Raw genomic sequence first — 20,697 nt, forward strand, 5'->3', positions numbered from 1 at the left:
CAGGCGCCGCCAGTGTCCTGACTGCTCCCGTCGTTTCACGACCGTGGAGACGTGCTCGCTGATGGTGATCAAGCGGTCCGGAGTCACCGAACCGTCCGCAAGGCATGCCAGGGGCGACCTGTCACCGAGGACGCTCTCGCTCAGCTCGGCCAGCGGGTCGAGGAGGCGGTGCGGGCCACCGGAAGCGCCGAGCTGAACACTCACGATGTGGGGCTGGCCATACTCGGCCCGTCGCAGGAGCTCGAAACGAGTCCGCCACCCCGTCGGCGAGCCTGGAAGCCGTCTCACGAACGACCGGATGATGGTGGTCGATTGCTTCATCCGCCGCCAAGCAGAGCGTAGGGGCAGCCCGAGGCCGGGTCAATTAGTTTTTCCGATCGCCGAATATCTATGCACGCGGTGAAGAAGGGTGACTAGCGCGCCATCTCCTCCTTGAGCGCCGCCACGAACGCGTCCACGTCCTCCTCGGTCGTGTCGAAGGCGCACATCCAGCGCACGACGCCCGCCGCCTCGTCCCAGAAGTAGAACCGGAACCGCTTCTGCAAGCGCTCGCTCACGTCGTGCGGGAGCTTGGCGAAGACGGCGTTGGACTGCACCGGGTAGACGATCTCCACCCCGTGGACGGCGCGCACGCCCTCGGCGAGGCGCTGGGCCATCTCGTTGGCGTGGCGGGCGTTGCGCAGCCACAGGTCCTTCGCGAGCAGGGCCTCCAACTGCACCGACACGAAGCGCATCTTGGAGGCAAGCTGCATGGACAGCTTGCGCAGGTGCTTCAGGTGGCTGACGGCGTCCTGGTCGAGGACGACGACCGCCTCGCCGAACAGCGCGCCGTTCTTGGTGCCGCCGAGGGAGAGGATGTCGACGCCGACCGCGTCGGTGAACGTCCGCATGGGCACGTTCAGGGAGGCGGCCGCGTTGGCTATCCGCGAGCCGTCCAGGTGCACCTTCATGCCGTGCGCGTGGGCGTGCTCGCAGATCGCGCGGATCTCGTCCGGCGTGTAGAGGGTGCCGAGTTCGGTGCTCTGGGTGATCGAGACGACCTGCGGCATCGCCCGGTGCTCGTCGTCCCAGCCGTACGCCTGCCGGTCGATCAGCTCGGGGGTGAGCTTGCCGTCGGGCGTGGGCACGGTGAGCAGCTTGAGCCCGCCGACCCGCTCCGGTGCCCCGCACTCGTCGACGTTGATGTGCGCGCTCTCGGCGCAGATCACCGCGCCCCAGCGGTCGGTGACCGCCTGGAGCGCGACGACGTTGGCGCCGGTGCCGTTGAAGACCGGGAACGCCTCGGCGGTGGCGCCGAAGTGGCTGCGGATGATCCGCTGGAGGTTCTCGGTGTAGTCGTCCTCGCCGTACGCGACCTGGTGGCCGCCGTTGGCCAGGGCCAGGGCGGCGAGCACCTCGGGGTGCGCCCCGGCGTAGTTGTCACTGGCGAAACCGCGGACCTCCGGGTCGTGATGACGACGCGCGTCGGTCTTCGGAGGGTTCACGGCTTCTCGGTCAGCCACAGGCGGTTTCCGTTCACTTCGGCGGCGGGCTTGTCCCAGACGCCGACGATGGCCTCGGCCAGGTCCTTGACGTCCGTGAAACCCGCGAACTTCGCGTTGGGTCGCTCGGCGCGCATCGCGTCGTGCACCAGAGCCTTCACCACCAGGATGGCAGCAGCGGACGTCGGCCCCTCGGCACCCCCCGCCTTACGGAAGGCGTCGGCCAGCGCGAGCGTCCAGGCCTCGGCGGCGGCCTTGGCGGCGGCGTACGAGGCGTTGCCCGCGGTCGGCTTCGTGGCACCGGCGGCGCTGATCAGCAGATAGCGGCCGCGCTCGCTGCGCTGCAGGGCCTCGAAGAAGGCCAGCGACGTGTGCTGCACGGTGCGGATGAGCAGCAGCTCCAGGAAGTCCCAGTCGTCGAGGCTGGTCTTGATGAAGGTCTCGCTGCCGCGCCAGCCGCCGACGAGGTGGACCAGTCCGTCGACGCGACCGAACTCCTTCTCGGTGCGTGCCGCCCAGTTTCGGGTGGACTCCAGGTCGAGCAGGTCGACCGTCTCGCCGGTGACGGTCGCGCCGCCGGAGGCGTAGCGCGCGGCGTCCACGGCCTCCGCCAGGCGCTCGGGGTCGTTGTCCGCGCCGACGACGGTCGCGCCCGCCTCGGCCAGTCGCCGCAGCGTGGCCCGGCCGGCGGGCCCGCCCGCGCCGGCCACCGCGATCACCGCACCGCTGAGAGCTCCGTTCCCCGCCATTTTCTTCGCCTCCTGCTGCGCTGTGTTCTCGGTGCTGCGGTCGCTCACGCGGCGATCCGCTCGGTGCTGTCCGCGGTGATGCCCCTGGTGGAGGCGATCACGTTCTTGAGCTTCTTGGACAGGGCCTCATAGAACATGCTCAGCGGAAACTCGTCCGGAAGCACGTCATCGACGAGCTTGCGCGGCGGCTGGGTCAGGTCCAGGGCGTCCGGGCCCTTGGCCCACTTGGAGCCCGGGTGCGGGGCGAGGTAGGCGGAGACGAGCTCGTAGCCCGCGAACCAGTGGACGAGCTTGGGGCGGTCGATGCCGTCGCGGTACAGCTTCTCGATCTCGGCGCAGAGCTGGTTGGTGACCTGCGGGGCGCGCTGCCAGTCGATGAACAGCTTGTTGTCGGTCCAGCGGACGACGTCGTGCTTGTGCAGGTAGGCGAAGAGGAGCTGGCCGCCCAGGCCGTCGTAGTTGCGCACGCGCTCACCGGTGACCGGGAAGCGGAACATGCGGTCGAACAGCACCGCGTACTGCACGTCACGCGCCTGCGGAACGCCGTCGGCCTCCAGCTTCACGGCCTCCTTGAAGGCGGTGAGGTCGCAGCGCAGCTCCTCCAGGCCGTACATCCAGAACGGCTGGCGCTGCTTGATCATGAACGGGTCGAACGGCAGGTCGCCGTGGCTGTGGGTGCGGTCGTGGACCATGTCCCACAGCACGAAGGCCTCCTCACAGCGCTTCTGGTCGTGGACCATGGCGGCGACGTCCTCGGGCAGGTCGAGGCCCAGGATGTCGACGGCGGCGTCGGTGACGCGGCGGAAGCGGGCGGCCTCGCGGTCGCAGAAGATACCGCCCCAGGAGAAGCGCTCCGGCGCCTCGCGCACGGCGATGGTCTCCGGGAAGAGAACCGCGGAGTTGGTGTCGTAGCCCGCCGTGAAGTCCTCGAACTTGATGCCGCAGAACAGCGGGTTGTCGAAGCGGGTGCGCTCCAGCTCGGCCAGCCAGTCCGGCCAGACCATGCGCAGCACGACCGCTTCGAGGTTGCGGTCGGGATTGCCGTTCTGCGTGTACATCGGGAAGACGACCAGGTGCTGCAGGCCGTCCGCGCGGTTCGCGGCGGGCTGGAAGGCCAGCAGCGAGTCGAGGAAGTCCGGCACCTCGAAGCCGCCCTCGGCCCAGCGGGTCAGGTCCTTCACCAGGGCGTGGTGGTAAGCGGCGTCGTGCGACAGCAGCGGGGAGAGCTCCTCGACGGCCTTCACGACACGCCGTACGGCGGCCTCGGCGTCCGCGTGCTCGGGCGCGCCCTCGGCGTCGAAGTCGATCGACCCGTCCTTGGACTGCCATGGCCGGATCCGCTCCACGGCATCCTTGAGCACCGGCCACGCCGGGTGCTCCACCACCCTGGTCGCGGGAGGAACCTGCTCCCCCGAAGCCGCCTGCACAAGAATTTCCGTCATGTCCCATCCTCCACGGGAGAACCTCGCGTATGGAGACCGTATACATACGACGTTTCTCCCAGCAAGAGGAGACTCGGGAAAATATCCTGCCCGCCACCACCTTCACCGCACTTTTTCCTGCCGATCACGGCCTCGGCGATTACTCCGACGCCGAGTGGGCATACGCGGGGGCTGACGGGAGACCGCGCCGAACCGGTCAATCCTCCAGGGACTCGCCCACGCCCGGGTGACCACCCGAGGGCCCGCCGGCCAGGTACGGCATGTCCACCGCCGCAAACCCCGCGTACACGTGGGGCTCATCACGCGCCCCGGCCACTAGGCTGCGGCACTGCCGCGCGAACGTTCCGCTCCGGTTCGCGTGCGCTCCCCCCCGCCGCCGTCGACGGAAGCGAGTTGAACCTTGAACTTCCTTACCATCGGTCATCGCGGAGTGATGGGTGTCGAACCCGAGAACACCCTCCGTTCCTTCGTCGCCGCCCAGCAGGCCGGCCTCGACGTCATCGAACTCGATCTCCACCTGAGCAAGGACGGCGCCCTCGTCGTCATGCACGACACCGACGTGGACCGCACGACCGACGGCACCGGCCCGATCGCCGACAAGACCCTCGCCGAGCTGCGCGCGCTGGACGCGGGGCGCGGCGAGCGCGTCCCGGTCTTCGAAGAGGTCCTGGAGGCGGTGCGGTCGCCGCTCCAGGCCGAGATCAAGGACGTCGCGGCGGCACGGGCCCTCGCGGAGGTCATGGCCCAGAAGGACCTCGTCTCCCGGGTCGAGGTGTCCTCGTTCCACGACGACGCCGTCGCCGAGATCGCCCGGCTGGTGCCGGGGGTACGGACCGCGCTGATCGCCAGCCGCTACGGCACCGACATCGTGGACCGCGCCGTCGAGGCCGGCGCGGCGACCGTCTGCCTGAACATCCGCCGGCTCACCCTGGAGGTCGTGGAGCACGCGCGCAAGGCGGACCTGAGGATCATCGGCTGGGTGGTCAACACGCAGGACCACCTGCGCCTCGTACGGGCCCTGCAACTGGACGGCGCGACCACCGACTACCCGGAGATCAAGCGCACCGGCCGCTTCACGGCGTGACCGGCCGCGTGAGCGTCAGGCCAGTTCCTTGACCAGGAGCTCGAACTGCAGGTCCGCCCGCTGCGGAATGCCGAAGCGCTCGTCGCCGTACGGGAACGGGGTCATCCGTCCCGTACGGCGGTAGCCGCGCCGCTCGTACCAGGCGATCAGGTCGTCGCGTACGGAGATCACGGTCATGTGCATCTCGCGCACGCCCCAGCTCACCCGGGCCTGCCGCTCCGCCTCCGCGATGATCACCTTGCCGAGGCCGGCGCCCTGGAGGGCGGGGCTGACCGCGAACATCCCGAAGTAGGCGTGGTCGCCTCGGTGTTCGAGCTGACAGCAGGCGACGATCCGCCCGTCCCGCTCGACCGTCAGCAGCCGGCTGTCCGGCGACGTGATGACCTCCAGCACACCCTCCGGATCCGTCCGCCGGCCCTCCAGGATGTCCGCCTCCGTCGTCCACCCGGCCCGGCTGGAGTCCCCGCGGTAGGCGGACTCGATGAGCGCGACCAGCATGTCCACGTCGGCGTCGGTGGCTTCACGGAAGGTGAGTCCGCAGGCGGCGGGGCTCGCGGCGGTTTCCATGGTGCGCTTCTCCACTTCTCGGGCGCGGCTCGGGCACCGCAGAGCGTAACGCGCCACTAGGCTCCGGCCGCATGGTGCACGTACTGAGCGGACGGACCCTGATCCAGCCCACCGACCCCGAGCGCTCCCGTGTCTTCTACGGCGAGCAGCTGGGCCTCGCCGTCTACCGCGAGTTCGGAACGGGGCCGGAGCGCGGCACCGTCTACTTCCTCGGCGGTGGGTTCCTGGAGGTCTCCGGCCGTTCCGAGACACCGCCGTCCCCCGCCGTCCGGCTGTGGCTCCAGGTCGAGGACGTGGCGGCGGCGCACGACGAGCTGCGGGGCAGGGGAGTCGAGATCGTGCGGCCGCCGGTGAAGGAACCGTGGGGGCTCGTCGAGATGTGGATCGGGGATCCGGACGGGACGCGGATCGTGCTGGTGGAGGTGCCTGCTGATCATCCCCTGCGGTACCGGCCGGGGATCTGAGTCACCCCGGGCGGTGTTCCCAGCGGCGGTCGGTGCGGGTGAGCTCGCGGAAGCCGGCCGCGGTCAGGTGGTCGGTCATCGTGCGGTCGCCGGCCGGCTCGTAGGCGAGGAGGCGGTCCGCGCCGCACAGGCGCAGCCAGTCGGCGGCCTGCCCCAGCAGCCAGTGCTCCAGGCCCTCGCCGTACACCGACGGGTCGATGTGCAGGTTGCCGATGTCGGCGAGGCCCGTGCCGCGGGTGTGGCGTTCGGGGCGGGACAGGGCCGTGTCGACCTCGACGAAGCCTAGGGCGCGACCGTCGGCGTACGCCGTCAGGCGCGTGCCGCACTCGCCCAGCGTGCGTTCGACGGTGACGCCGGGCCGGGGCTCGCGGGGCGGCAGATCGGCGACGGAGGCGATCAGGATCACCTCGGTGTCCCCGGTGTGCCGGAAACCCGCGCGCTCGTACCGGGCACGGATGTGCGGCCAGGTGCGCGGCAGGCCGTAGACGGCGGGGGCGGGGAGCTCGCCGCTCGCGTACCGGGCGCGCACGTCCCAGCGGGCCAGCCGGGCCAGGCAGGCGCTCATCAGCAGGTCCGCGGCCTCCTCGGAGTCCGGCCAGAAGGAGGCCGGCGGACGGCAGACGAACCAGTCGATCTCACCGATGTCCCGGTGGCCGGGGCCGACCTCGTCGTCCGCCCGGTAGCGCAGCAGATGGGCGGCGGCCACGACGTGGTCGCGCTGCTCGGCGACGAGGGTCACCCGCTCGCTCACCCAGGGGTCGGTGATGAACTCGTCCGGCTGCCGTTCCAAAGCGCTGAGCACGGTGTTCACGGAGACGCAGACGCCGGGGACGACGGCCGCGACATGCAGGTTGATCAGTTCGGTGAGCTGGTCGCGGTCGGCGCGGTGGAAGGGGCGCACCTCGAGCGCGGGCATGCGGGACCTCCGGTCGGAGAACGGTGTCGGAAGGCCGCCATGCGGTGCGGTACGGGGTCGAGGGTACGGCGGCGGTGGCGGCGGGCTCCAGTGGTTTTCGCCGGATGGCCGGGGCCCGGGGCGGGGCTTAGCGTGCTGGAGAGGGCTCTCCCTGCGGAAGGAACGTCATGAAGCTCGACAAGCCGGTGACCGGTGGGCCCTGCTGGACCGAGCTCGGGACCACCGACCTGGCGGGGGCCAAGCGGTTCTACGAGGCGTTGTTCGGCTGGCGTGCCGAGACCGACCCGCGTCAGGAGGCCGGCGGCTACTCGATCGCGCACCTCGGGGACGCGGCGGTGGCCGCGCTGACACCGCTGTACCAGGAGGGGCAGCCGGTGGCGTGGAACGTCTCCTTCGCGGTGCCGGACGCGGACGCCACCGCCGCGCGGGTGACCGCGGCAGGCGGTGCGGTCCTGGTCGGCCCGATGGACGTCTTCGACATGGGCCGCTTCGCGGTGGCCGTGGACCCGACGGGCGCGGTCTTCCAGCTCTGGCAGGCGCGGACCTTCCCGGGCGCGGGGCTGCTCGACGCGCCCGGCTCGCTGGGCTGGGTGGAGCTCATGACCCGGGCGCCCGAGCGGGCCGTGGACTTCTACACGACGGTGTTCGGCTGGAGCGTCAACGCCTCGGAGCACTACACGCAGTGGGGCGTCGACGGCGCCGACTTCGGCGGCATGGTGACGATGGACGACAAGTTCCCGCACGAGGTGCCCGCGCACTGGCTGCCGTACTTCGCCGTGACGGACGTGGACATCACCGCGGCGGACGCCACGCAGGCGGGCGGCACCGTCCTCATGGAGCCCACCTCCGTCCCCGACGGGCCGCGCATCGCCGTGCTGCGGGACCCGCAGGGGGCGATGTTCGGCGTGTACCGCGCGGCCGACGAGAGGTGACGCGGCCCGCCCGGGTCAGACGCGCAGCGCTCCCAGCCGCCCTTCGAGCTGGCCGAGCAACTCGCCGAGCAGGGAGGCCAGTTCGTGCTGCCCGTGCCGTTCCAGGCCGGACAGTACGTCCGTCTCGTACGCGAGTTGCTCGGGCAGGGTGCCGTCGACGAGTTCCCGGCCCGCGTCGGTGAGGCGGACGTGGGCGACGCGGCGGTCCCGGCTGTCGCCGCGGCGCTCCACCAGTCCGCGTTCGGTCAGCTGCTTGAGGCGTTTGGTGACGGCGGCGCCCGAGGAGAACGTCTCACGGGCGAGCTCACTGGGGGTCAGCTCATGGCCGGTGCGGCGCAGCGCGCCGAGCAGGTCGAACTCGGGGCGGCTGAGGCCGGCGCGGCGCAGGGGGGCGTCCTCGGCCTGCTGGAGGAGGGCGGCGCAGCGGTTGATGCGGCCGATGATCTCCATGGGGGCGGTGTCGAGGTCCGGGTGGACGGCCTGCCACTGCCGGACCACCGCGGCAACCGTGTCCCGCTTCCCCCCGGTCGGCCCGCCGTTCGTCGCCGTCATGGCCGTACGCCCTCCGTCGTGTCGCCTGTGCGCTGGTCCGGGTGCGGGCCCTGGCTCCGCCCCGTGGCCGCGAGCGTACGGGGTCCGGGCGGCTCCGTGCGCACGACCCGCTGCCGCGGCCGGTCGGGGACGGCCAGGGCGGCGGCGAGTCCGAGCAGCACGCCGACCAAGATGTCCACGATCCGCTCGGTGATCAGCCGCCCCGGACCTGGAATCCGGCGAACTCGGTGACGAGCGGTGCCATAGGGGGTCACGCGGACGCTGCCGAGCCAGTGGTTGCGGCTGATCAGCGCCTCGGCACCGAAGCTGAAGGCCAGGCAGCACAGGACGAGGACGAGCCCGCCGGTGTGGGCCAGCGGAACCACGGCGGCGAAGAGGAGAACGCCGAGCAGGTCGCCGACGACGCGCTGGACGCCGCGGCCCCAGGTCGGGGCGAGGTCGGCCTGGTACAGGGACGCCGCGGTGACCAGGGCCCAGTACGGGCGGGGTGATCCCCAGGGCGAGGGAGGCGCAGCCGGCGAGGGCGCAGCCGAGGGCGGCGCGTAGGCCGAGCGGCGCCAGGGACGCGAGGCGGCTGGGCAACCCGCCGCCGGGCGGGGCGAGTTCGGCGGTGATGCCGACGAGGTCGTCGACCTCCGGCACGGCACGGTTGCCGCGCACCTGCCGCACCCGGCCGCGCAGCAGCCCCGGGCCGGCTTCGGCCGGGGCGGTGACAGCGGCGGCGTGGGGTCGGGCGCGGTCCTCGCCCGTGCCGCCGGTACCGCTGGTGCCGACGATGCCCCGCGTCTCCACGTACCCGGCGGCCGCGTTCAGGGCGGCCGCGGTGGCCCGGCGCTCCGGACCGTGCGGTCGCAGCAGGCCGGGTGCCATGCCGACGAGCCAGGCCCAGGCCCCGGCCGCGGCGGCCGGCGCGAGATGTCCGGTCCTGTGCCGCGCTCCCCCGGATGCTCCCCGTGTACACCCTTGCGCTCGCGTGCGCGCCGCACGGCCGGGGCATCGACGCACTGTCCGAGACCGTCGAGCGGGGAGGATGCGCGTGCACGGACCGGCTTCGCAGGGCTGGCTGCTGGTCGCGCTGTGTACGGCGACCGGGGCCTACTGTCTGCTGCGGATGCGCAGCCACGTCGAGGAGCAGCGCCGGGCCGCGGGCGGCGAGGCGCTCATGGGCTTCGGGATGGCGGCGATGGCGGTGCCCGCCGCGGTGTTCACGCCGCCGTCGTGGGCCTGGCCCGTGTACGCGGCCGTCTTCGGCGCGGCCGCGCTGCACGCCCTGTGGTCGGCGCGGGCGGGTTCCCACCATCTGCACCACCTGGTGGGAGCCCTGGCCATGGTCTACATGGCGGTCGCGATGGCCGCCTCGCCCGGACACGGGAGCGGGCACGGCGGATCCGGGATCCCGCTGGTGACGGGGCCGCTGCTGCTGTACTTCACGGGGTACGTGCTGCTCTCCGGGGTCCGGCTGGTGCCGGTTCCGGCCGCCGCCGGAGCCGTCGCGTGGGGCGACCGGCCGGAGTTGGCGCGGGCCTGCCGGCTGTCGATGGGGATCGCCATGGTGGCGATGCTGCTGACCCTGTGAAGCAGCGCCGCGGGGCCGTACGGGGCCGTGGTCTGCGTCACTTGGCGCTGCCGGCCGTACCCCTGAGCGGTACGGCGCTCATAGGGTGCTGTCCATGATGGTCCCCGCGGCACTGTTGCTGCTCGGCGCCCTGACCGCCGTGGTCGCCCCTCGGCTGCTCGCCCGGGTCGACTGGCCGGACCGTGAACCGGTGGTCGCCCTGTGGGTGTGGCAGTGCGTGGTGGCGGCCGTTCTCCTGTGCTGCGCGCTGTCCATGACGCTCAGCGCGGCGGCCGCCTGGCACGTGGTGCGCGGCCATGTGTTCGCCCCGGCGCCGAGTGCCGTCGTGGAGGCGTACGCGCACGGTGTGGGCCGTCCCTGGGCGGCGACGACCGCGGTGGCGCTCGCGTGCGGTGGGTTGTGGACCGTGGCGATGCTGGTGCGTGAGGTCGTACGCGCGCGTGCCCGGCGCAGGCAGCGGCGGGCCGAACTCCTCGTCCGCGCACCGCTGTTGCCCGGCGAGGAGCCCGGGAGCGACCGGCTGGTGATCCTTGAGGGCGAGCGGCCGGACGCCTGGTGGCTGCCCGGTGCGGCGCCCCGGCTCGTCATCACCACCGCCGCGCTGCGCCGCCTGAAGGGGCGGCAGTTGGACGCCGTACTCGCCCATGAGCAGGGGCACGCGCAGGCCCGGCACGACTGGCTGCTGCACTGCTCGGCCGCGCTGGCCGGTGGGTTTCCGCAGGTGCCGGTGTTCGCCGCGTTCCGCGACGAGATGCACCGCCTGGTCGAACTCGCCGCCGACGACATGGCCTCCCGGCGCTTCGGCCGACTGACCACCGCCCTGGCCCTGGTCGAACTCAACGAGGACCGGGGCGTGTTCGGCCCCTGCCCGACCTCGCACGCCCAGGTGCCCCAGCGGGTGAGCCGCCTGTTGACTCCCCCGAACCGCCTCCCTGCGGGCCGCCGCCTGCGCCTGACGGCGGCGGCCGCGCTGGTTCCGGTGATACCGCTACTGGTGGCGTTCGGCCCCGGGTTGCGGGCGCTGGGGTAGCGGGGCCGCCAGGGGAACGGCGGGCTCGGGCGGGTCGTCTCGCCGGGGGCGGCGGCGTCTTGATCGGGGGGCGACTGAGTGGTGGCCGGGATTCGGCCAAGGGGTTCGCCGTGGGCGAGCCGAGGGGTCGCCGTGGGCAGCCGAGGGTTGGCCGGCGGTTGGCCAGGGATCGGCGGAGTGGTCGCCGAGGGTTGGCCGGGGGATCGCCGTGGAACGAGCCGAGTGGTGGCCCGAGTCGACCGAGCGTTGATCGTGGACGAGCCGAGCGGTGGCCCGAGTCGACTGAGGGCTGGCCGGGAATCGGCCGAGGGATCGCCGTGGACGAGCCGAGCGGTGGCCGGAGGTCGGCCGAAAATTGGTCGTGGGCGAGCCGGATGTTGACCGAGGGTTGGCCGGGGATCGGCGGAGTGGTGGCCGAGGGTCCGCCGAGGTTGGCCGGGGGTCGGCAGAGGGATCGCCGTGGACGAGCCGACTGGTGGCCGGGAGTCGGCCGAAAATTGGTCGTGGGCGAGCCGGGTGTTGGCCGGGGATCGGCCGGGTGGTGGCCGAGGGTCCACCGAGGTTGGCCGAGGGCCGGCCGGGAGTCGACCGAAGGAAGTCGCCGTGGACGAACCGACTGGTGGCCGGGAGCCGGCCGAACGTTGGTCCTGGGCGAGCCGGGTGTTCGGCGCGGGATCGACCGAGGGTTCGCCGTGGGCGAGCCGACCGTTGGTCGCAGGGATGGCCGGGTCTTCGCCGCTCACGGAAACCGAGCCCCTGCCACAGGCAAGCCGCATGTTCCCGCAGGGTCGGCCGGCTCTCCGTCGGGCACCGGACCGAAACCACTGGCACGGGCCGGCCGAGCGTCGGTCGCAGGGGCGACCGAGTCTGAGTCCGAGTCGAGCCGACGAGCGTTTTGTCGTCGCAAGGCCGGCTGAGTGCACGTCCCAGGGGCGGCCACGCTGCCTGTACGAGGCGATCCGGGCGTTGCCGCAGGGCCGGCCGGAGTCTTCGCCGCGAGGTCGGCCGGAAGTCTCGCCGCCAGGCCCGCCGCAGGACCCGACGCAGGGCCGGCCCCGTGCTCATCCGGGGCTCAGTCACCGTGCCTGTCGCGGAGCCCGCCGATGTTCGTCGCGCAGCCGGCCGAGGCTGCCTCGCGAGAGTGAGAGGTCGCCACGGTGCCTCTCACGGACGCGCCGCGCGCTTGCCGCCGAGCCGCCGAGCCGCCGAGCCGCCGAGCCGCCGAGCCGCCGAGCCGCCGAGCAATCGTCCTGGGGTCAGCCGGAATGCCAGTCGCAGGGCCGGTCGATCCTTCGCGGCTGGTCGGCCGCCGTGCCCGTTCCCCGGCCACCCGGAACCCACGCCGGATCGGTGACACAGGACCCGCCCAACAACCACCGCAAACCCACATCACCACCACGACCCCGGGCATCCATCCCACAACCCCCCGCAATCCACACCACAACGCCAACCAACAGCCCCCATCCCATGGCGGCCGGAGCCTTCACCGCAAGGTCGGCCGTAGTGTCCGACCGGCCCACGCCTGTGGCGGGCGTCGCAAACGGGCCCCGGCATTGGCCTCCCCACCCACTGATCGGCGAGGATCGCAATATGCACACCCAGTCCGTCGAGTCCCCGCCCCGCCCGCCGGTCGAGCGCCGAACCGCCCCTTGGGCCGGTGCCCTGGCCCTGTGCTCAGCGCTGCTGCTCGCCCTGGTGGCGGTCCGCTGGTACCCGCTGATGTCCCTGGACAGCGACATCGCCGAGACCACGCACCGCTGGGCGGTCGCGGAGTCCGGTGTCACGCAGGCGTTCCGCATCCTGACGGACTGGGTCTGGGACCCGTGGACGATGCGCATCCTGTCCGCGGTGGTCGCGATCTGGCTGGTGTGGCGCAGAGCGGCGCGCTGGACTGCCGTGTGGCTGATGGTGACGTGTGTGCTCGCCTCGGTGATCCAGCAGACCCTCAAGGCCGTGATCGACCGCCCCCGCCCCGTCTGGCCCGACCCCGTCGACTCCGCCCACTACGCCGCCTTCCCGTCCGGCCACGCCATGACGGCCACCGTGGTGTGCGGCGTCCTGCTGTGGCTCCTGCGCCGCCACGGCGCCGCCCCCGCCCTGTGGCGCACGGCCGTCGCCGTGGCCGTGATCTCCGTGCTGGGCGTCGGCCTGACCAGGGTGTGGCTGGGCGTCCACTGGCCCACGGACGTCGTCGGCGGCTGGCTGCTGGGCGCGTTGGTCGCGGTGCTGGCGGTGAGGGTGCACGCCCGACGGCAGAGCTGAACCGTCCGTATGCGCGGTGGCGGCGATCTTCCCGCGCGGGAGGGACGCGGCCCCGTAGGATCCGCTCATGACCGCCGTCCTCTTCGATTTCTCCGGAACACTCTTCCGTATCGAGTCCACCGAGTCCTGGCTGCGCGGAACACTCACCGAGGCTCAGGTCGAGCTCGGCGAGGCCGAGTTGGTCGAGGCGGCGCGGGCGCTGGAGTCGATGGGAGCGCTGCCGGGCGGGGCCAACCCGTCCTGGCTGCCCGAGGACGTCGCGAGCGTCTGGGGCGTACGCGACAAGAGCTCGGAGCTGCACCGGGCCGCCTACACCGGGCTCTCCCGGCATGTGCCGCTCCCCGACGACCGCTTGCACGACCTGCTGTACGACCGCCACATGGCCCCGGCCGCGTGGGCGCCGTACCCCGACACCGCCGAGGTGCTGCGGACGCTGCGTGAGCGCGGCATCGGCGTCGCAGTGGTCAGCAACGTCGGCTGGGACATCCGTCCGGTGTTCCGGGAGCACGGCCTCGATCCGTACGTGGACACCTACGTGCTGTCGTACGAGCACGGCGTCCAGAAGCCCGACCCGCGACTCTTCACCGTGGCCTGCACAGCGCTCGACGCCGACCCGAAGGACGTCGTCATGGTCGGCGACGACCGGCGGGCGGACGGCGGTGCGGCGGCTCTGGGGTGCGCGGTGCACTTCGTGGACCACCTGCCGGCGGCGCAACGGCCCGACGGCCTGCGGCCGGTGCTGGATCTCGTGGGCGCCGCCCCGCGGCAGAACGGTTCCGCCCCACACAGGGACAAGTAACCTCAAGCCACCGTTCCTGGGAGCTCACCGGCCTCGGACGATCCCCCGCGTCGCCCGAGGCAGGCGGCAGCCCCGACCAGGCCGTGCAGAGGCCGGGCCGGACTCCCTGAGTATAGTTGGCTGGCAGCCAGTCAACGCAGGAGTTACAGCATGTCCCCGCGCAGCGCCTCGGTCAATGAAGAGTTGCGGCGGCGTTCCCGGGAGCGGCTACTCCAAGCCGCGGTGGAGCTGGTCGGCGAGCGGGGCTACGAGGCCACGACACTGGGCGACATCGCGGACAGGGCGGGCTCGGCGCGCGGCCTGGTGTCGTACTACTTCCCCGGCAAGCGCCAGCTCGTGCAGTCCGCCGTACACCGGCTGATGCACCGCACGCTGGAGGAGGCACTGGAGCGCGAGCCGCGCACCGAGGACGGCCGGGAGCGGATGGCCAGGGCCATCGACGCGATCCTGGGCCTGGCCCGGGACCGGCCCGTGCTGATGCGCCAGCACATGGCGGGGATCCTCCAGGCCGAGGGCTTCGTCCAGTGCCCGGAGCAGCGGCGCCTGGCCGAGTTGCTGCGGGACACCTGTGTGCGGCACGGCTCACGGGACGTCGACGCCGACTACCCGATGCTGCGCGCACTGCTGATGGGCGCGGTGTACGCGGCGCTGGTGCCCGGAGTGCCGATGCCCGTGCCGGTGTTGCGGGCCGAACTGTTCGCGCGCTACGGCCTGGAGTGGGAGTGGGGAGTCCCGCCGGGCTCGGAGACCGTGCCCGGCGGGACGCGCGACACGGATCTGTCGCGGTTCTTCTCGACCGGGCCCGCGCCCGGCCGCCCGGAGGGTCAGTCGAAGTAGTCCGGCTGGGTCTGGACGTTCAGCTCACGCATCTTGACCCGGCGGGCCGGATCCGTGCGCCGGTCGTCGATCTTCAGGACGTCGAAGCCCCTGGCGTACTCGTTCGAGTAGATGTAGCCGTTGTAGTAGTACGCCGACCACGAACCGCCCGACTTGATGGTGTCGGTGGTCAGCGGACCCCGGTCGAAGTAGGCGATCTCCTTCGGGTTGCCCGAGTCGGTGAACTCCCAGACGGAGACGCCGCCCTGGTACCAGGCCTGGACCATGAGGTCCCGGCCCTCGACCGGGATCAGCGAGCCGTTGTGGGCGACGCAGTTCTCGGTGTCCGCCTGGTGGCGGGGGATCTTGAAGTAGCTGCGGAAGACCAGCTTGCGCTTGTCGCCCTTGCCGACGATGTCGTAGATGCCGTCGGCGCCGCGGTCGGGGCCGATCTCCGCGTTGCAGGTGGCCGCGCTGCCGCCGCCCAGCTCGTCGGTGAAGACGACCTTGTTCGCCTTCTGGTTGAAGGTGGCCGAGTGCCAGAACGCGAATTTCTCGTCGTCCCGCACCTGGTCGATGACCTTCGGGTGCTCCGGGTCCTCGATGGACAGCAGGATGCCGTCGCCCATGCAGGCGCCGGCGGCCAGGTCCTCCGACGGCAGCACCGTGATGTCGTGGCAGCCGGTGGTCTTGCGGACACCTCCGGGCGGGCCCGGGTTGCCGCCGCCGTCCGGCCCCTCACCGGGGAAGATCACCGGGAAGCTCACGACCGCCGCCTTCTCGGGGGCCTTGCGCGGCACCTTGATGACGGAGATGCCGTCGTGCGGGGGCTGGCAGTCGGGGTAGGTGGCGTCCGGGGCGTACGAGGAGACGTAGACGTAGACGTTCCTGCGCTCGGGCACCAGGGTGTGGGTGTGCGAGCCGCACGCGGTCTCGACGGCGGCGACGTACCTGGGGTTCGTCTTGTCGCTGATGTCGAAGACCTTCATGCCCTCCCACGAGGACTTCTCGGTCGCGGGCTGTGTGGTGCTGTTGCAACTGCTGTCGCTGCGCGAGGAGTCGGTGGACAGGAACAGCAGGTCGCCGGAGACGGAGATGTCGTTCTGCGAACCGGGGCACAGAACTTGCGCGACCGTTTTCGGCGACCTCGGGTTGCTGATGTCGAAGACGCGGAAGCCGTCGTAGTTCCCGGCGAAGGCGTACCTGCCCTGGAAGGCGAGGTCCGAATTGGTGCCCCGCAGCACGTCCTTGGGGACGTGGGCCAGGTGCTGGATGTTGTCGGAGTGGACGATCTCGTGCTGACCGGGTATCTCGCCGTCCGCGAGAGCCTTCCGCACCTCGGCCCGGGTGCTCTCGGAGACCTCCTGCTCCGCGACGGGACCGTCCCCGGGGTCGGGGGTCGCGGCAGCCGGCTGCGCGGTGAGCAGCGTGGCCAGAAGCCCGGCGGCGGCAGCGGCAACTGCCAGGCGTCTCCGCCGGGTTCTGGGATTGCTGAACAGGATCACTGTTTCCTCCCTTGTGCCGTTCACGCTGGAACGGTTCACGCACGCCCGAGTATGGTCTTTACCATGCACATTTCAAGAGCGCCCCATGAACATGTGGCGAAGGCGCCCCCGCGCCGGACGCGCTTCGTCACGGCCTCAGTGGCCGCCTTGGCCGTGCTCGTGCTCGGCGGCTGCGACTCCGACCCCGACCCCGAGTCGGCCGCGGAAGGCGGGCCTTCGGTGATCGTGCCGGGCAAGCCGGGCGAGGCGAACCGGAAGCTGTCCGCCGAGGAGGCCGCGCGCCAGCGCGCCGAGGACGACTCCCCCAACTCGGCGGACGTCGCCTACGCGCGGATGATGATCGAGCACCACACCCAGGCCCTGGAGATGACCGAACTCGCCCCGGACCGGGCGAAGTCGACGCAGGTCAGCAAGCTCGCCGAGCGGATCGCCGCCACGCAGGGCCCGGAGATCTCCGCCATGAAGGGCTGGCTCAAGACCCACGGAAAGGCCGGGAAGGCCGAGCACGGCGACGGCCACGAGCACGCCTCGATGCCCGGCATGGCGACCGAGGCACAGCTGCGGAAACTGCGCGCCGCGCGGGGGGAGGCGTTCGACCGACTCTTCCTCACGCTGATGATCACCCATCACGACGGGGCGATCACCATGGCCACCGACGTGAAGGGCCAGGGCAACAACATCCAGATCGAGGAGATGGCCGACGAGGTGGTGGCCCAGCAGACGAGCGAGATCACGCGGATGCGGGACATGCTCTGACGGCTCCGGCCGGAACGGTACGCCGCGCCGCCGGGGCCGGGACCGGGACCGGGGCCGCGCTCAGCGACCGGCCCGGCGCCGCGTCAGAAAGCCGGCGTCCCGCGCCTGCCCGATGAGCCTGAGCGACTTCCGGCGGCTCTGCCCGGTCGCGCTCATCACCGCGAGGACGGGGTCCGCCCCTGCCTCCTGGGCCGCCCGGTACTTCTGGGCGACGAGCCACCGCCCCTCCACGCCCCGCGGCCAGGCCGGCAGGGCCGGACCGGGCCCGGCGTCCCCGGCGCCGGGCTCACCGGCATCCGCTTCGGCACCGTCCGCCGCGGTCCCGATCCCGCAGGCGTCGCAGAGCGGATCCTCGATCCAGTCGGCGAGCGCCGCGAGGTCGTCGAGGGACAGCGCCGGCTCGGCCCGTACGTCCTCGATGGAGACGCACCCCGCGGACACCACGGCGTGCGCGTCGACCCGGGCGCCGTCGCCGAACTCCAGCCGGACCCCGAACCACGTCGTGGCGCCGGCGTCGTCCCGCACTTCCCACGCGGGCCACACGGAGACGGCACCCTCCGCCGGAGACCGATCGGAAAGATTAAGAAAGGATGCTTCCAGCACACACGCAACGTAACCGCATGATCACATTCCATACGAATGAACACGCGTCCCGTACGGCGCACAGCACCCTGTCAGCGGAGCGGCCGCGGTGCGATGCTGGACTCGAGAGCGACTCCTGAAGATCCCCGAAGACGCCTCGGACAAGGAGTTCCGCCGTGCTTCGTGTCGCCGTCGTCGGTTCCGGGCCGAGCGGGTGCTACACCGCCCAGAGCCTTGTACAGCAGGATCCCGAGGTGCTCGTGGACGTCCTCGACCGGCTGCCCTGCCCGTACGGGCTGGTGCGGTACGGCGTGGCGCCGGACCACGAGAAGATCAAGTCCCTCCAGAACAACCTCCGGACGGTTCTGGAGCACGAACGGGTGCGGTTCCTCGGGGGCGTCCAGATCGGACCGGGCGGCGTGCCTACCGCCCGGCTGCGGGAGCTGTACCACGCGGTCGTGTACTGCGTGGGCGCCGCCACCGACCGGCACCTCGGGATTCCCGGTGAGGACCTGCCGGGCAGCTGGTCGGCGACCGAGTTCGTGTCCTGGTACAGCGCCCATCCGGACTCCGTCGACGACGGGTTCGTGCGGGACGCCCGGTCGGCGGTGGTGATCGGCGTCGGGAACGTCGCGGTGGACGTCACGCGGATGCTGGCGCGCGGCATCGCCGAGCTGACCCCCACCGACATGCCGCAGGCGGCCCTCACCGCCCTCGGCGCGAGCCGGGTCACCGACGTCAGCATGGTGGGGCGGCGCGGCCCCTCGCAGGCCCGTTTCACCACCAAGGAGCTGCGGGAGCTGGGCACCCTGCCGGACACGGAAGTGACCGTGGAGCCGCGGGAACTGGCACTGGATCCGGCGTACGTCGACCCGGCCGGACTGCCCGCCCCGCAGCGCCGCAACGTGGAGGTACTGCGCGGCTGGGCCGAGAGCCCGGCAGGGGACGCCCGTCACCGCATCCGTCTGCGCTTCTTCCTGCGCCCGGTCGAACTCCTCGCGGAGGCGGGGCGCGTGGGCGCGGTGCGCTTCGAACGGACGGCCCTCGACGGGCGGGGCAGCGTGACGGGCACCGGCCAGTACGAGGACATCGAGGCCCAGCTGGTGCTGCGTTCGGTCGGCTATCGCGGAGTACCTCTGGAGGGGCTGCCGTTCGACACGGCCACCGGCACCGTCCCGCAGCTCGGCGGACGTGTGCTGCGCGAGGGCCTCGTGGCACCGGGCGAGTACGTGGCCGGCTGGATCAAGCGGGGCCCCACCGGCGTCATCGGCACCAACCGTTCGGACGCCAAGGAGACGGTGACGTCGCTGCTGGAGGACGCCTCCGTGCTCGTCCGCAAGGAGGTGCCGCAGGAGCCGCTCACGGCACTGCGTTCCGAGGGCGTCGAGCCCGTCGAGTGGTCCGGCTGGCAGGCGATCGAGCGTGCCGAGGCGGCACTGGGGGCGTCGCTGGGGCGCGGCGTGGTCAAGCTTCCCGACTGGGAGTCCCTGCTGATCGCCGCGCACGACGACGTGCTGTGACGAGCCCGGTTCAGGCGTCGCCGAGACGGGCGGCCTGCCCGGCGGCGGCGTCCAGGAGGGCGTCGAGAAGCCCCGGGAAGAGGTCGTCCAGGTCGTCCTTGCGCAGGCCGTTCATCTTGGCCGTGCCCCGGTAGATCTGCTGGATCACGCCGCTCTCGCGCAGCACCCGGAAGTGGTGCGTGGTGGTGGACTTGGTCACGGGGAGCTCGAACTGCGAACAGGAGAGCTCGTCGCCGACGGCGGCGAGCTCTCGTACGATCCGCAGCCGCATCGGATCGGACAGCGCGTGCAGCACGCCTTCCAGACGGATCTCCTCGCGCGCCGGGTGCGGGAGATCTCGGCTGCCGACAGCAGGGCTGGTCACGGTGGCTCCACTTCACTCGGGTCCCTTTCATTGTACGAGGTCCATCGTAGTTTGACATCTACCGTACTACGATGCCTATCGTACGAGCCGACGACTGGTCCCCGTGCCGATTGGAGTCCGACGTGAGTGCGCTTTTCGAGCCCTTCACCCTGCGCGATGTGACGATCCCGAACCGGGTGTGGATGCCCCCGATGTGCCAGTACTCGGCCGCACCGCAGGGCCCCGGCACGGGTGTCCCCGACGACTGGCACTTCGCGCACTACGCGGCCCGCGCGGCCGGCGGGACAGGGCTGATCATCGTCGAGGCCACGGGCGTCGGCCCCGAGGGCCGGATCACCCCGTACGACCTCGGCATCTGGAACGACACCCAGGTCGAGGCGTTCCGCCGGATCACCAGGTTCCTGGTGGCGCAGGGCACGGTGCCGGCGATCCAGCTGGCCCACGCCGGCCGCAAGGCGTCGACGGACCGGCCCTGGAAGGGCGGTGCGCCGGTGGGACCGGATGCCCACGGATGGCAGCCGGTCGCGCCGAGGGATACTTGTACAGTTACATGCCCGGTACCCCGGGGGGGTACCCGCCGACGTAGATCCAACAGCCCGGTCGACCCCGCGCGCTCGCGTTCGCCGACGGGCACCCGGTGCCGAGCGAGCTGACGGTGGCCGGGATCGAGGAGATCGTCGGGCAGTTCGCGGACGCCGCCCGCCGCGCTCTCGCCGCCGGCTTCGAGGTCGCCGAGATCCACGGCGCCCACGGCTATCTGATCAACGAGTTCCTCTCCCCGTACTCCAACCACCGCACCGACGCATACGGCGGCTCGTACGAGAACCGCACGCGTTTCGCGCTCCAGGTCGTGGACGCCGTACGGGAGGTGTGGCCGCAGGACAAGCCGCTGTTCTTCCGGATATCGGCGACGGACTGGCTGGAGGAGGGCGGCTGGACCGCCGACGACACGGTCCGTCTCGCGGCCGACCTCCACGCCCACGGCGTCGACCTGCTCGACGTCTCCACCGGCGGCAACGCCTCCGGGGCCCGGATCCCCGTCGGGCCGGGCTACCAGGTGCCGTTCGCCGCGCGGGTGAAGGCCGAGACCTCGCTGCCGGTCGCCGCGGTGGGGCTGATCACCGACCCCGAGCAGGCCGAGAAGATCATCGCGAACGGCGAGGCGGACGCCGTCCTGCTCGGCCGTGAGCTGCTGCGCAGCCCGTCGTGGGCACGCCAGGCGGCGCGGGAACTCGGCGGCGAGGTGCGCGTGCCCGACCAGTACCACCGCTCCGTGTGATCACCGCGGCCGGCTGGACGG

19 protein-coding genes and 4 pseudogenes are annotated in these 20,697 nt (G+C 71.8%); 12 read left to right on the forward strand and 11 right to left on the reverse strand.

All coding sequences use genetic code 11. From position 1 onward, the window contains the following. A pseudogene (locus ABZ078_RS28005) lies at positions 1–246 on the forward strand (transcriptional regulator NrdR); the annotation flags it as partial. Here the strand turns inward: ABZ078_RS28005 and ABZ078_RS28010 are convergent. The 4 genes and pseudogenes from ABZ078_RS28010 to ABZ078_RS28025 all read right to left on the reverse strand — a co-directional run. Continuing rightward, positions 245–364 (reverse strand): annotated as a pseudogene (locus tag ABZ078_RS28010) (transglutaminase); the annotation flags it as partial. The pseudogenes ABZ078_RS28005 and ABZ078_RS28010 overlap by 2 nt on opposite strands. A gap of 49 nt (positions 365–413) precedes the next feature. After that, complete coding sequence (locus tag ABZ078_RS28015; protein ID WP_356579662.1) at positions 414–1,484, reverse strand: low specificity L-threonine aldolase; 1,071 nt, start codon at positions 1,482–1,484, stop codon at positions 414–416. Beyond that, a complete protein-coding gene (locus ABZ078_RS28020) occupies positions 1,481–2,230 on the reverse strand; it encodes an SDR family oxidoreductase (protein WP_356579765.1) in 750 nt (249 codons plus the stop codon). Before ABZ078_RS28020 ends, ABZ078_RS28015 begins: the two co-directional genes overlap by 4 nt. 44 nt (positions 2,231–2,274) lie before the next feature. Next, a complete protein-coding gene (locus ABZ078_RS28025; protein ID WP_356579664.1) occupies positions 2,275–3,672 on the reverse strand; it encodes a DUF6421 family protein in 1,398 nt (465 codons plus the stop codon). Positions 3,673–4,072: 400 nt separating this feature from the next. Here ABZ078_RS28025 and ABZ078_RS28030 point away from each other — a divergent pair, with 400 nt between their 5' ends. After that, a complete protein-coding gene (locus tag ABZ078_RS28030; protein ID WP_356579666.1) occupies positions 4,073–4,756 on the forward strand; it encodes a glycerophosphodiester phosphodiesterase family protein in 684 nt (227 codons plus the stop codon). A 15-nt stretch (positions 4,757–4,771) separates the two neighbouring features. Here the strand turns inward: ABZ078_RS28030 and ABZ078_RS28035 are convergent, their stop codons facing one another. Next, complete coding sequence (locus tag ABZ078_RS28035; protein ID WP_356579668.1) at positions 4,772–5,323, reverse strand: GNAT family N-acetyltransferase; 552 nt, start codon at positions 5,321–5,323, stop codon at positions 4,772–4,774. A 71-nt stretch (positions 5,324–5,394) separates the two neighbouring features. On the opposite strand from ABZ078_RS28035, the gene ABZ078_RS28040 reads away from it, so the two are divergent. Then, entirely contained in the window at positions 5,395–5,787 is a 393-nt protein-coding gene (locus ABZ078_RS28040) for a VOC family protein (RefSeq protein ID WP_356579670.1), read from the forward strand. Position 5,788: 1 nt separating this feature from the next. Here the strand turns inward: ABZ078_RS28040 and ABZ078_RS28045 are convergent, their stop codons facing one another. After that, entirely contained in the window at positions 5,789–6,703 is a 915-nt protein-coding gene (locus tag ABZ078_RS28045; RefSeq protein ID WP_356579672.1) for an N-acetyltransferase, read from the reverse strand. Between the two features lie 167 nt (positions 6,704–6,870). On the opposite strand from ABZ078_RS28045, the gene ABZ078_RS28050 reads away from it, so the two are divergent. Beyond that, on the forward strand, positions 6,871–7,635 hold the full coding sequence (locus ABZ078_RS28050) for a VOC family protein (RefSeq protein ID WP_356579674.1): 765 nt from the start codon (positions 6,871–6,873) through the stop codon (positions 7,633–7,635). 15 nt (positions 7,636–7,650) lie between these two features. Here ABZ078_RS28050 and ABZ078_RS28055 read toward each other — a convergent pair whose 3' ends face one another. Then, positions 7,651–8,187: a MarR family transcriptional regulator gene (locus ABZ078_RS28055; protein ID WP_356579676.1), complete on the reverse strand. Its 537-nt coding sequence runs from the start codon at positions 8,185–8,187 to the stop codon at positions 7,651–7,653. Further along, a pseudogene (locus ABZ078_RS28060) lies at positions 8,184–9,108 on the reverse strand (FUSC family protein); the annotation flags it as partial. The pseudogene ABZ078_RS28060 and the gene ABZ078_RS28055, both read right to left, overlap by 4 nt. A gap of 115 nt (positions 9,109–9,223) precedes the next feature. On the opposite strand from ABZ078_RS28060, the gene ABZ078_RS28065 reads away from it, so the two are divergent. The 5 genes from ABZ078_RS28065 (at position 9,224) to ABZ078_RS28085 (ending at position 14,691) form a co-directional block, all read left to right on the forward strand. Then, the gene (locus tag ABZ078_RS28065; protein ID WP_356579678.1) at positions 9,224–9,763 is read left to right on the forward strand and encodes a DUF5134 domain-containing protein; all 540 of its coding nucleotides are present in this window, start codon (positions 9,224–9,226) and stop codon (positions 9,761–9,763) included. Between the two features lie 94 nt (positions 9,764–9,857). Beyond that, positions 9,858–10,793 carry a M56 family metallopeptidase gene (locus ABZ078_RS28070; RefSeq protein WP_356579680.1) on the forward strand — a complete coding sequence of 312 codons (936 nt, stop codon included), beginning with the start codon at positions 9,858–9,860 and terminating at the stop codon, positions 10,791–10,793. A gap of 1,590 nt (positions 10,794–12,383) precedes the next feature. Continuing rightward, complete coding sequence (locus ABZ078_RS28075; RefSeq protein WP_356579682.1) at positions 12,384–13,055, forward strand: phosphatase PAP2 family protein; 672 nt, start codon at positions 12,384–12,386, stop codon at positions 13,053–13,055. Between the two features lie 67 nt (positions 13,056–13,122). Further along, a complete protein-coding gene (locus ABZ078_RS28080; RefSeq protein ID WP_356579684.1) occupies positions 13,123–13,854 on the forward strand; it encodes an HAD-IA family hydrolase in 732 nt (243 codons plus the stop codon). A 150-nt stretch (positions 13,855–14,004) separates the two neighbouring features. Further along, the gene (locus tag ABZ078_RS28085; protein WP_356579686.1) at positions 14,005–14,691 is read left to right on the forward strand and encodes a helix-turn-helix domain-containing protein; all 687 of its coding nucleotides are present in this window, start codon (positions 14,005–14,007) and stop codon (positions 14,689–14,691) included. Here the strand turns inward: ABZ078_RS28085 and ABZ078_RS28090 are convergent. Beyond that, positions 14,679–16,175: a hypothetical protein gene (locus ABZ078_RS28090; RefSeq protein ID WP_356579766.1), complete on the reverse strand. Its 1,497-nt coding sequence runs from the start codon at positions 16,173–16,175 to the stop codon at positions 14,679–14,681. The genes ABZ078_RS28085 and ABZ078_RS28090 overlap by 13 nt on opposite strands. A gap of 63 nt (positions 16,176–16,238) precedes the next feature. Between ABZ078_RS28090 and ABZ078_RS28095 the strand changes: the two genes are divergently transcribed. Next, positions 16,239–16,931, forward strand: coding sequence for a DUF305 domain-containing protein (locus ABZ078_RS28095; protein ID WP_356579688.1), 693 nt, complete (start codon positions 16,239–16,241; stop codon positions 16,929–16,931). 60 nt (positions 16,932–16,991) lie between these two features. Here the strand turns inward: ABZ078_RS28095 and ABZ078_RS28100 are convergent, their stop codons facing one another. Further along, positions 16,992–17,474, reverse strand: a complete 483-nt coding sequence (locus tag ABZ078_RS28100; RefSeq protein WP_356579690.1) for a DUF6214 family protein — start codon at positions 17,472–17,474, stop codon at positions 16,992–16,994. Between the two features lie 215 nt (positions 17,475–17,689). Here ABZ078_RS28100 and ABZ078_RS28105 point away from each other — a divergent pair, with 215 nt between their 5' ends. Then, entirely contained in the window at positions 17,690–19,033 is a 1,344-nt protein-coding gene (locus tag ABZ078_RS28105) for an FAD-dependent oxidoreductase (protein WP_356579692.1), read from the forward strand. 10 nt (positions 19,034–19,043) lie between these two features. On the opposite strand, the gene ABZ078_RS28110 is transcribed toward ABZ078_RS28105, so the two are convergent. Next, positions 19,044–19,397 carry a helix-turn-helix domain-containing protein gene (locus tag ABZ078_RS28110; protein WP_356579694.1) on the reverse strand — a complete coding sequence of 118 codons (354 nt, stop codon included), beginning with the start codon at positions 19,395–19,397 and terminating at the stop codon, positions 19,044–19,046. A 122-nt stretch (positions 19,398–19,519) separates the two neighbouring features. Between ABZ078_RS28110 and ABZ078_RS28115 the strand changes: the two are divergent. Then, positions 19,520–20,676 (forward strand): annotated as a pseudogene (locus tag ABZ078_RS28115) (NADH:flavin oxidoreductase/NADH oxidase). Positions 20,677–20,697 lie beyond the last annotated feature (21 nt).

Origin of the sequence: Streptomyces sp. NPDC006385 (assembly GCF_040612485.1) — a bacterium.
In the GTDB taxonomy this organism is placed as follows: domain Bacteria; phylum Actinomycetota; class Actinomycetes; order Streptomycetales; family Streptomycetaceae; genus Streptomyces.

Excerpts from the sequence above, each read along its gene's own strand:
- ABZ078_RS28020 (WP_356579765.1), bottom strand. The coding sequence starts at position 2,230 with ATGGCGGGGAACGGAGCTCTCAGCGGTGCGGTGATCGCGGTGGCCGGC.
- ABZ078_RS28025 (WP_356579664.1), bottom strand. The coding sequence starts at position 3,672 with ATGACGGAAATTCTTGTGCAGGCGGCTTCGGGGGAGCAGGTTCCTCCC.
- ABZ078_RS28035 (WP_356579668.1), bottom strand. The coding sequence starts at position 5,323 with ATGGAAACCGCCGCGAGCCCCGCCGCCTGCGGACTCACCTTCCGTGAA.
- ABZ078_RS28040 (WP_356579670.1), top strand. The coding sequence starts at position 5,395 with ATGGTGCACGTACTGAGCGGACGGACCCTGATCCAGCCCACCGACCCC.
- ABZ078_RS28045 (WP_356579672.1), bottom strand. The coding sequence starts at position 6,703 with ATGCCCGCGCTCGAGGTGCGCCCCTTCCACCGCGCCGACCGCGACCAG.
- ABZ078_RS28050 (WP_356579674.1), top strand. The coding sequence starts at position 6,871 with ATGAAGCTCGACAAGCCGGTGACCGGTGGGCCCTGCTGGACCGAGCTC.
- ABZ078_RS28055 (WP_356579676.1), bottom strand. The coding sequence starts at position 8,187 with ATGACGGCGACGAACGGCGGGCCGACCGGGGGGAAGCGGGACACGGTT.
- ABZ078_RS28070 (WP_356579680.1), top strand. The coding sequence starts at position 9,858 with ATGATGGTCCCCGCGGCACTGTTGCTGCTCGGCGCCCTGACCGCCGTG.
- ABZ078_RS28075 (WP_356579682.1), top strand. The coding sequence starts at position 12,384 with ATGCACACCCAGTCCGTCGAGTCCCCGCCCCGCCCGCCGGTCGAGCGC.
- ABZ078_RS28080 (WP_356579684.1), top strand. The coding sequence starts at position 13,123 with ATGACCGCCGTCCTCTTCGATTTCTCCGGAACACTCTTCCGTATCGAG.
- ABZ078_RS28085 (WP_356579686.1), top strand. The coding sequence starts at position 14,005 with ATGTCCCCGCGCAGCGCCTCGGTCAATGAAGAGTTGCGGCGGCGTTCC.
- ABZ078_RS28095 (WP_356579688.1), top strand. The coding sequence starts at position 16,239 with ATGCACATTTCAAGAGCGCCCCATGAACATGTGGCGAAGGCGCCCCCG.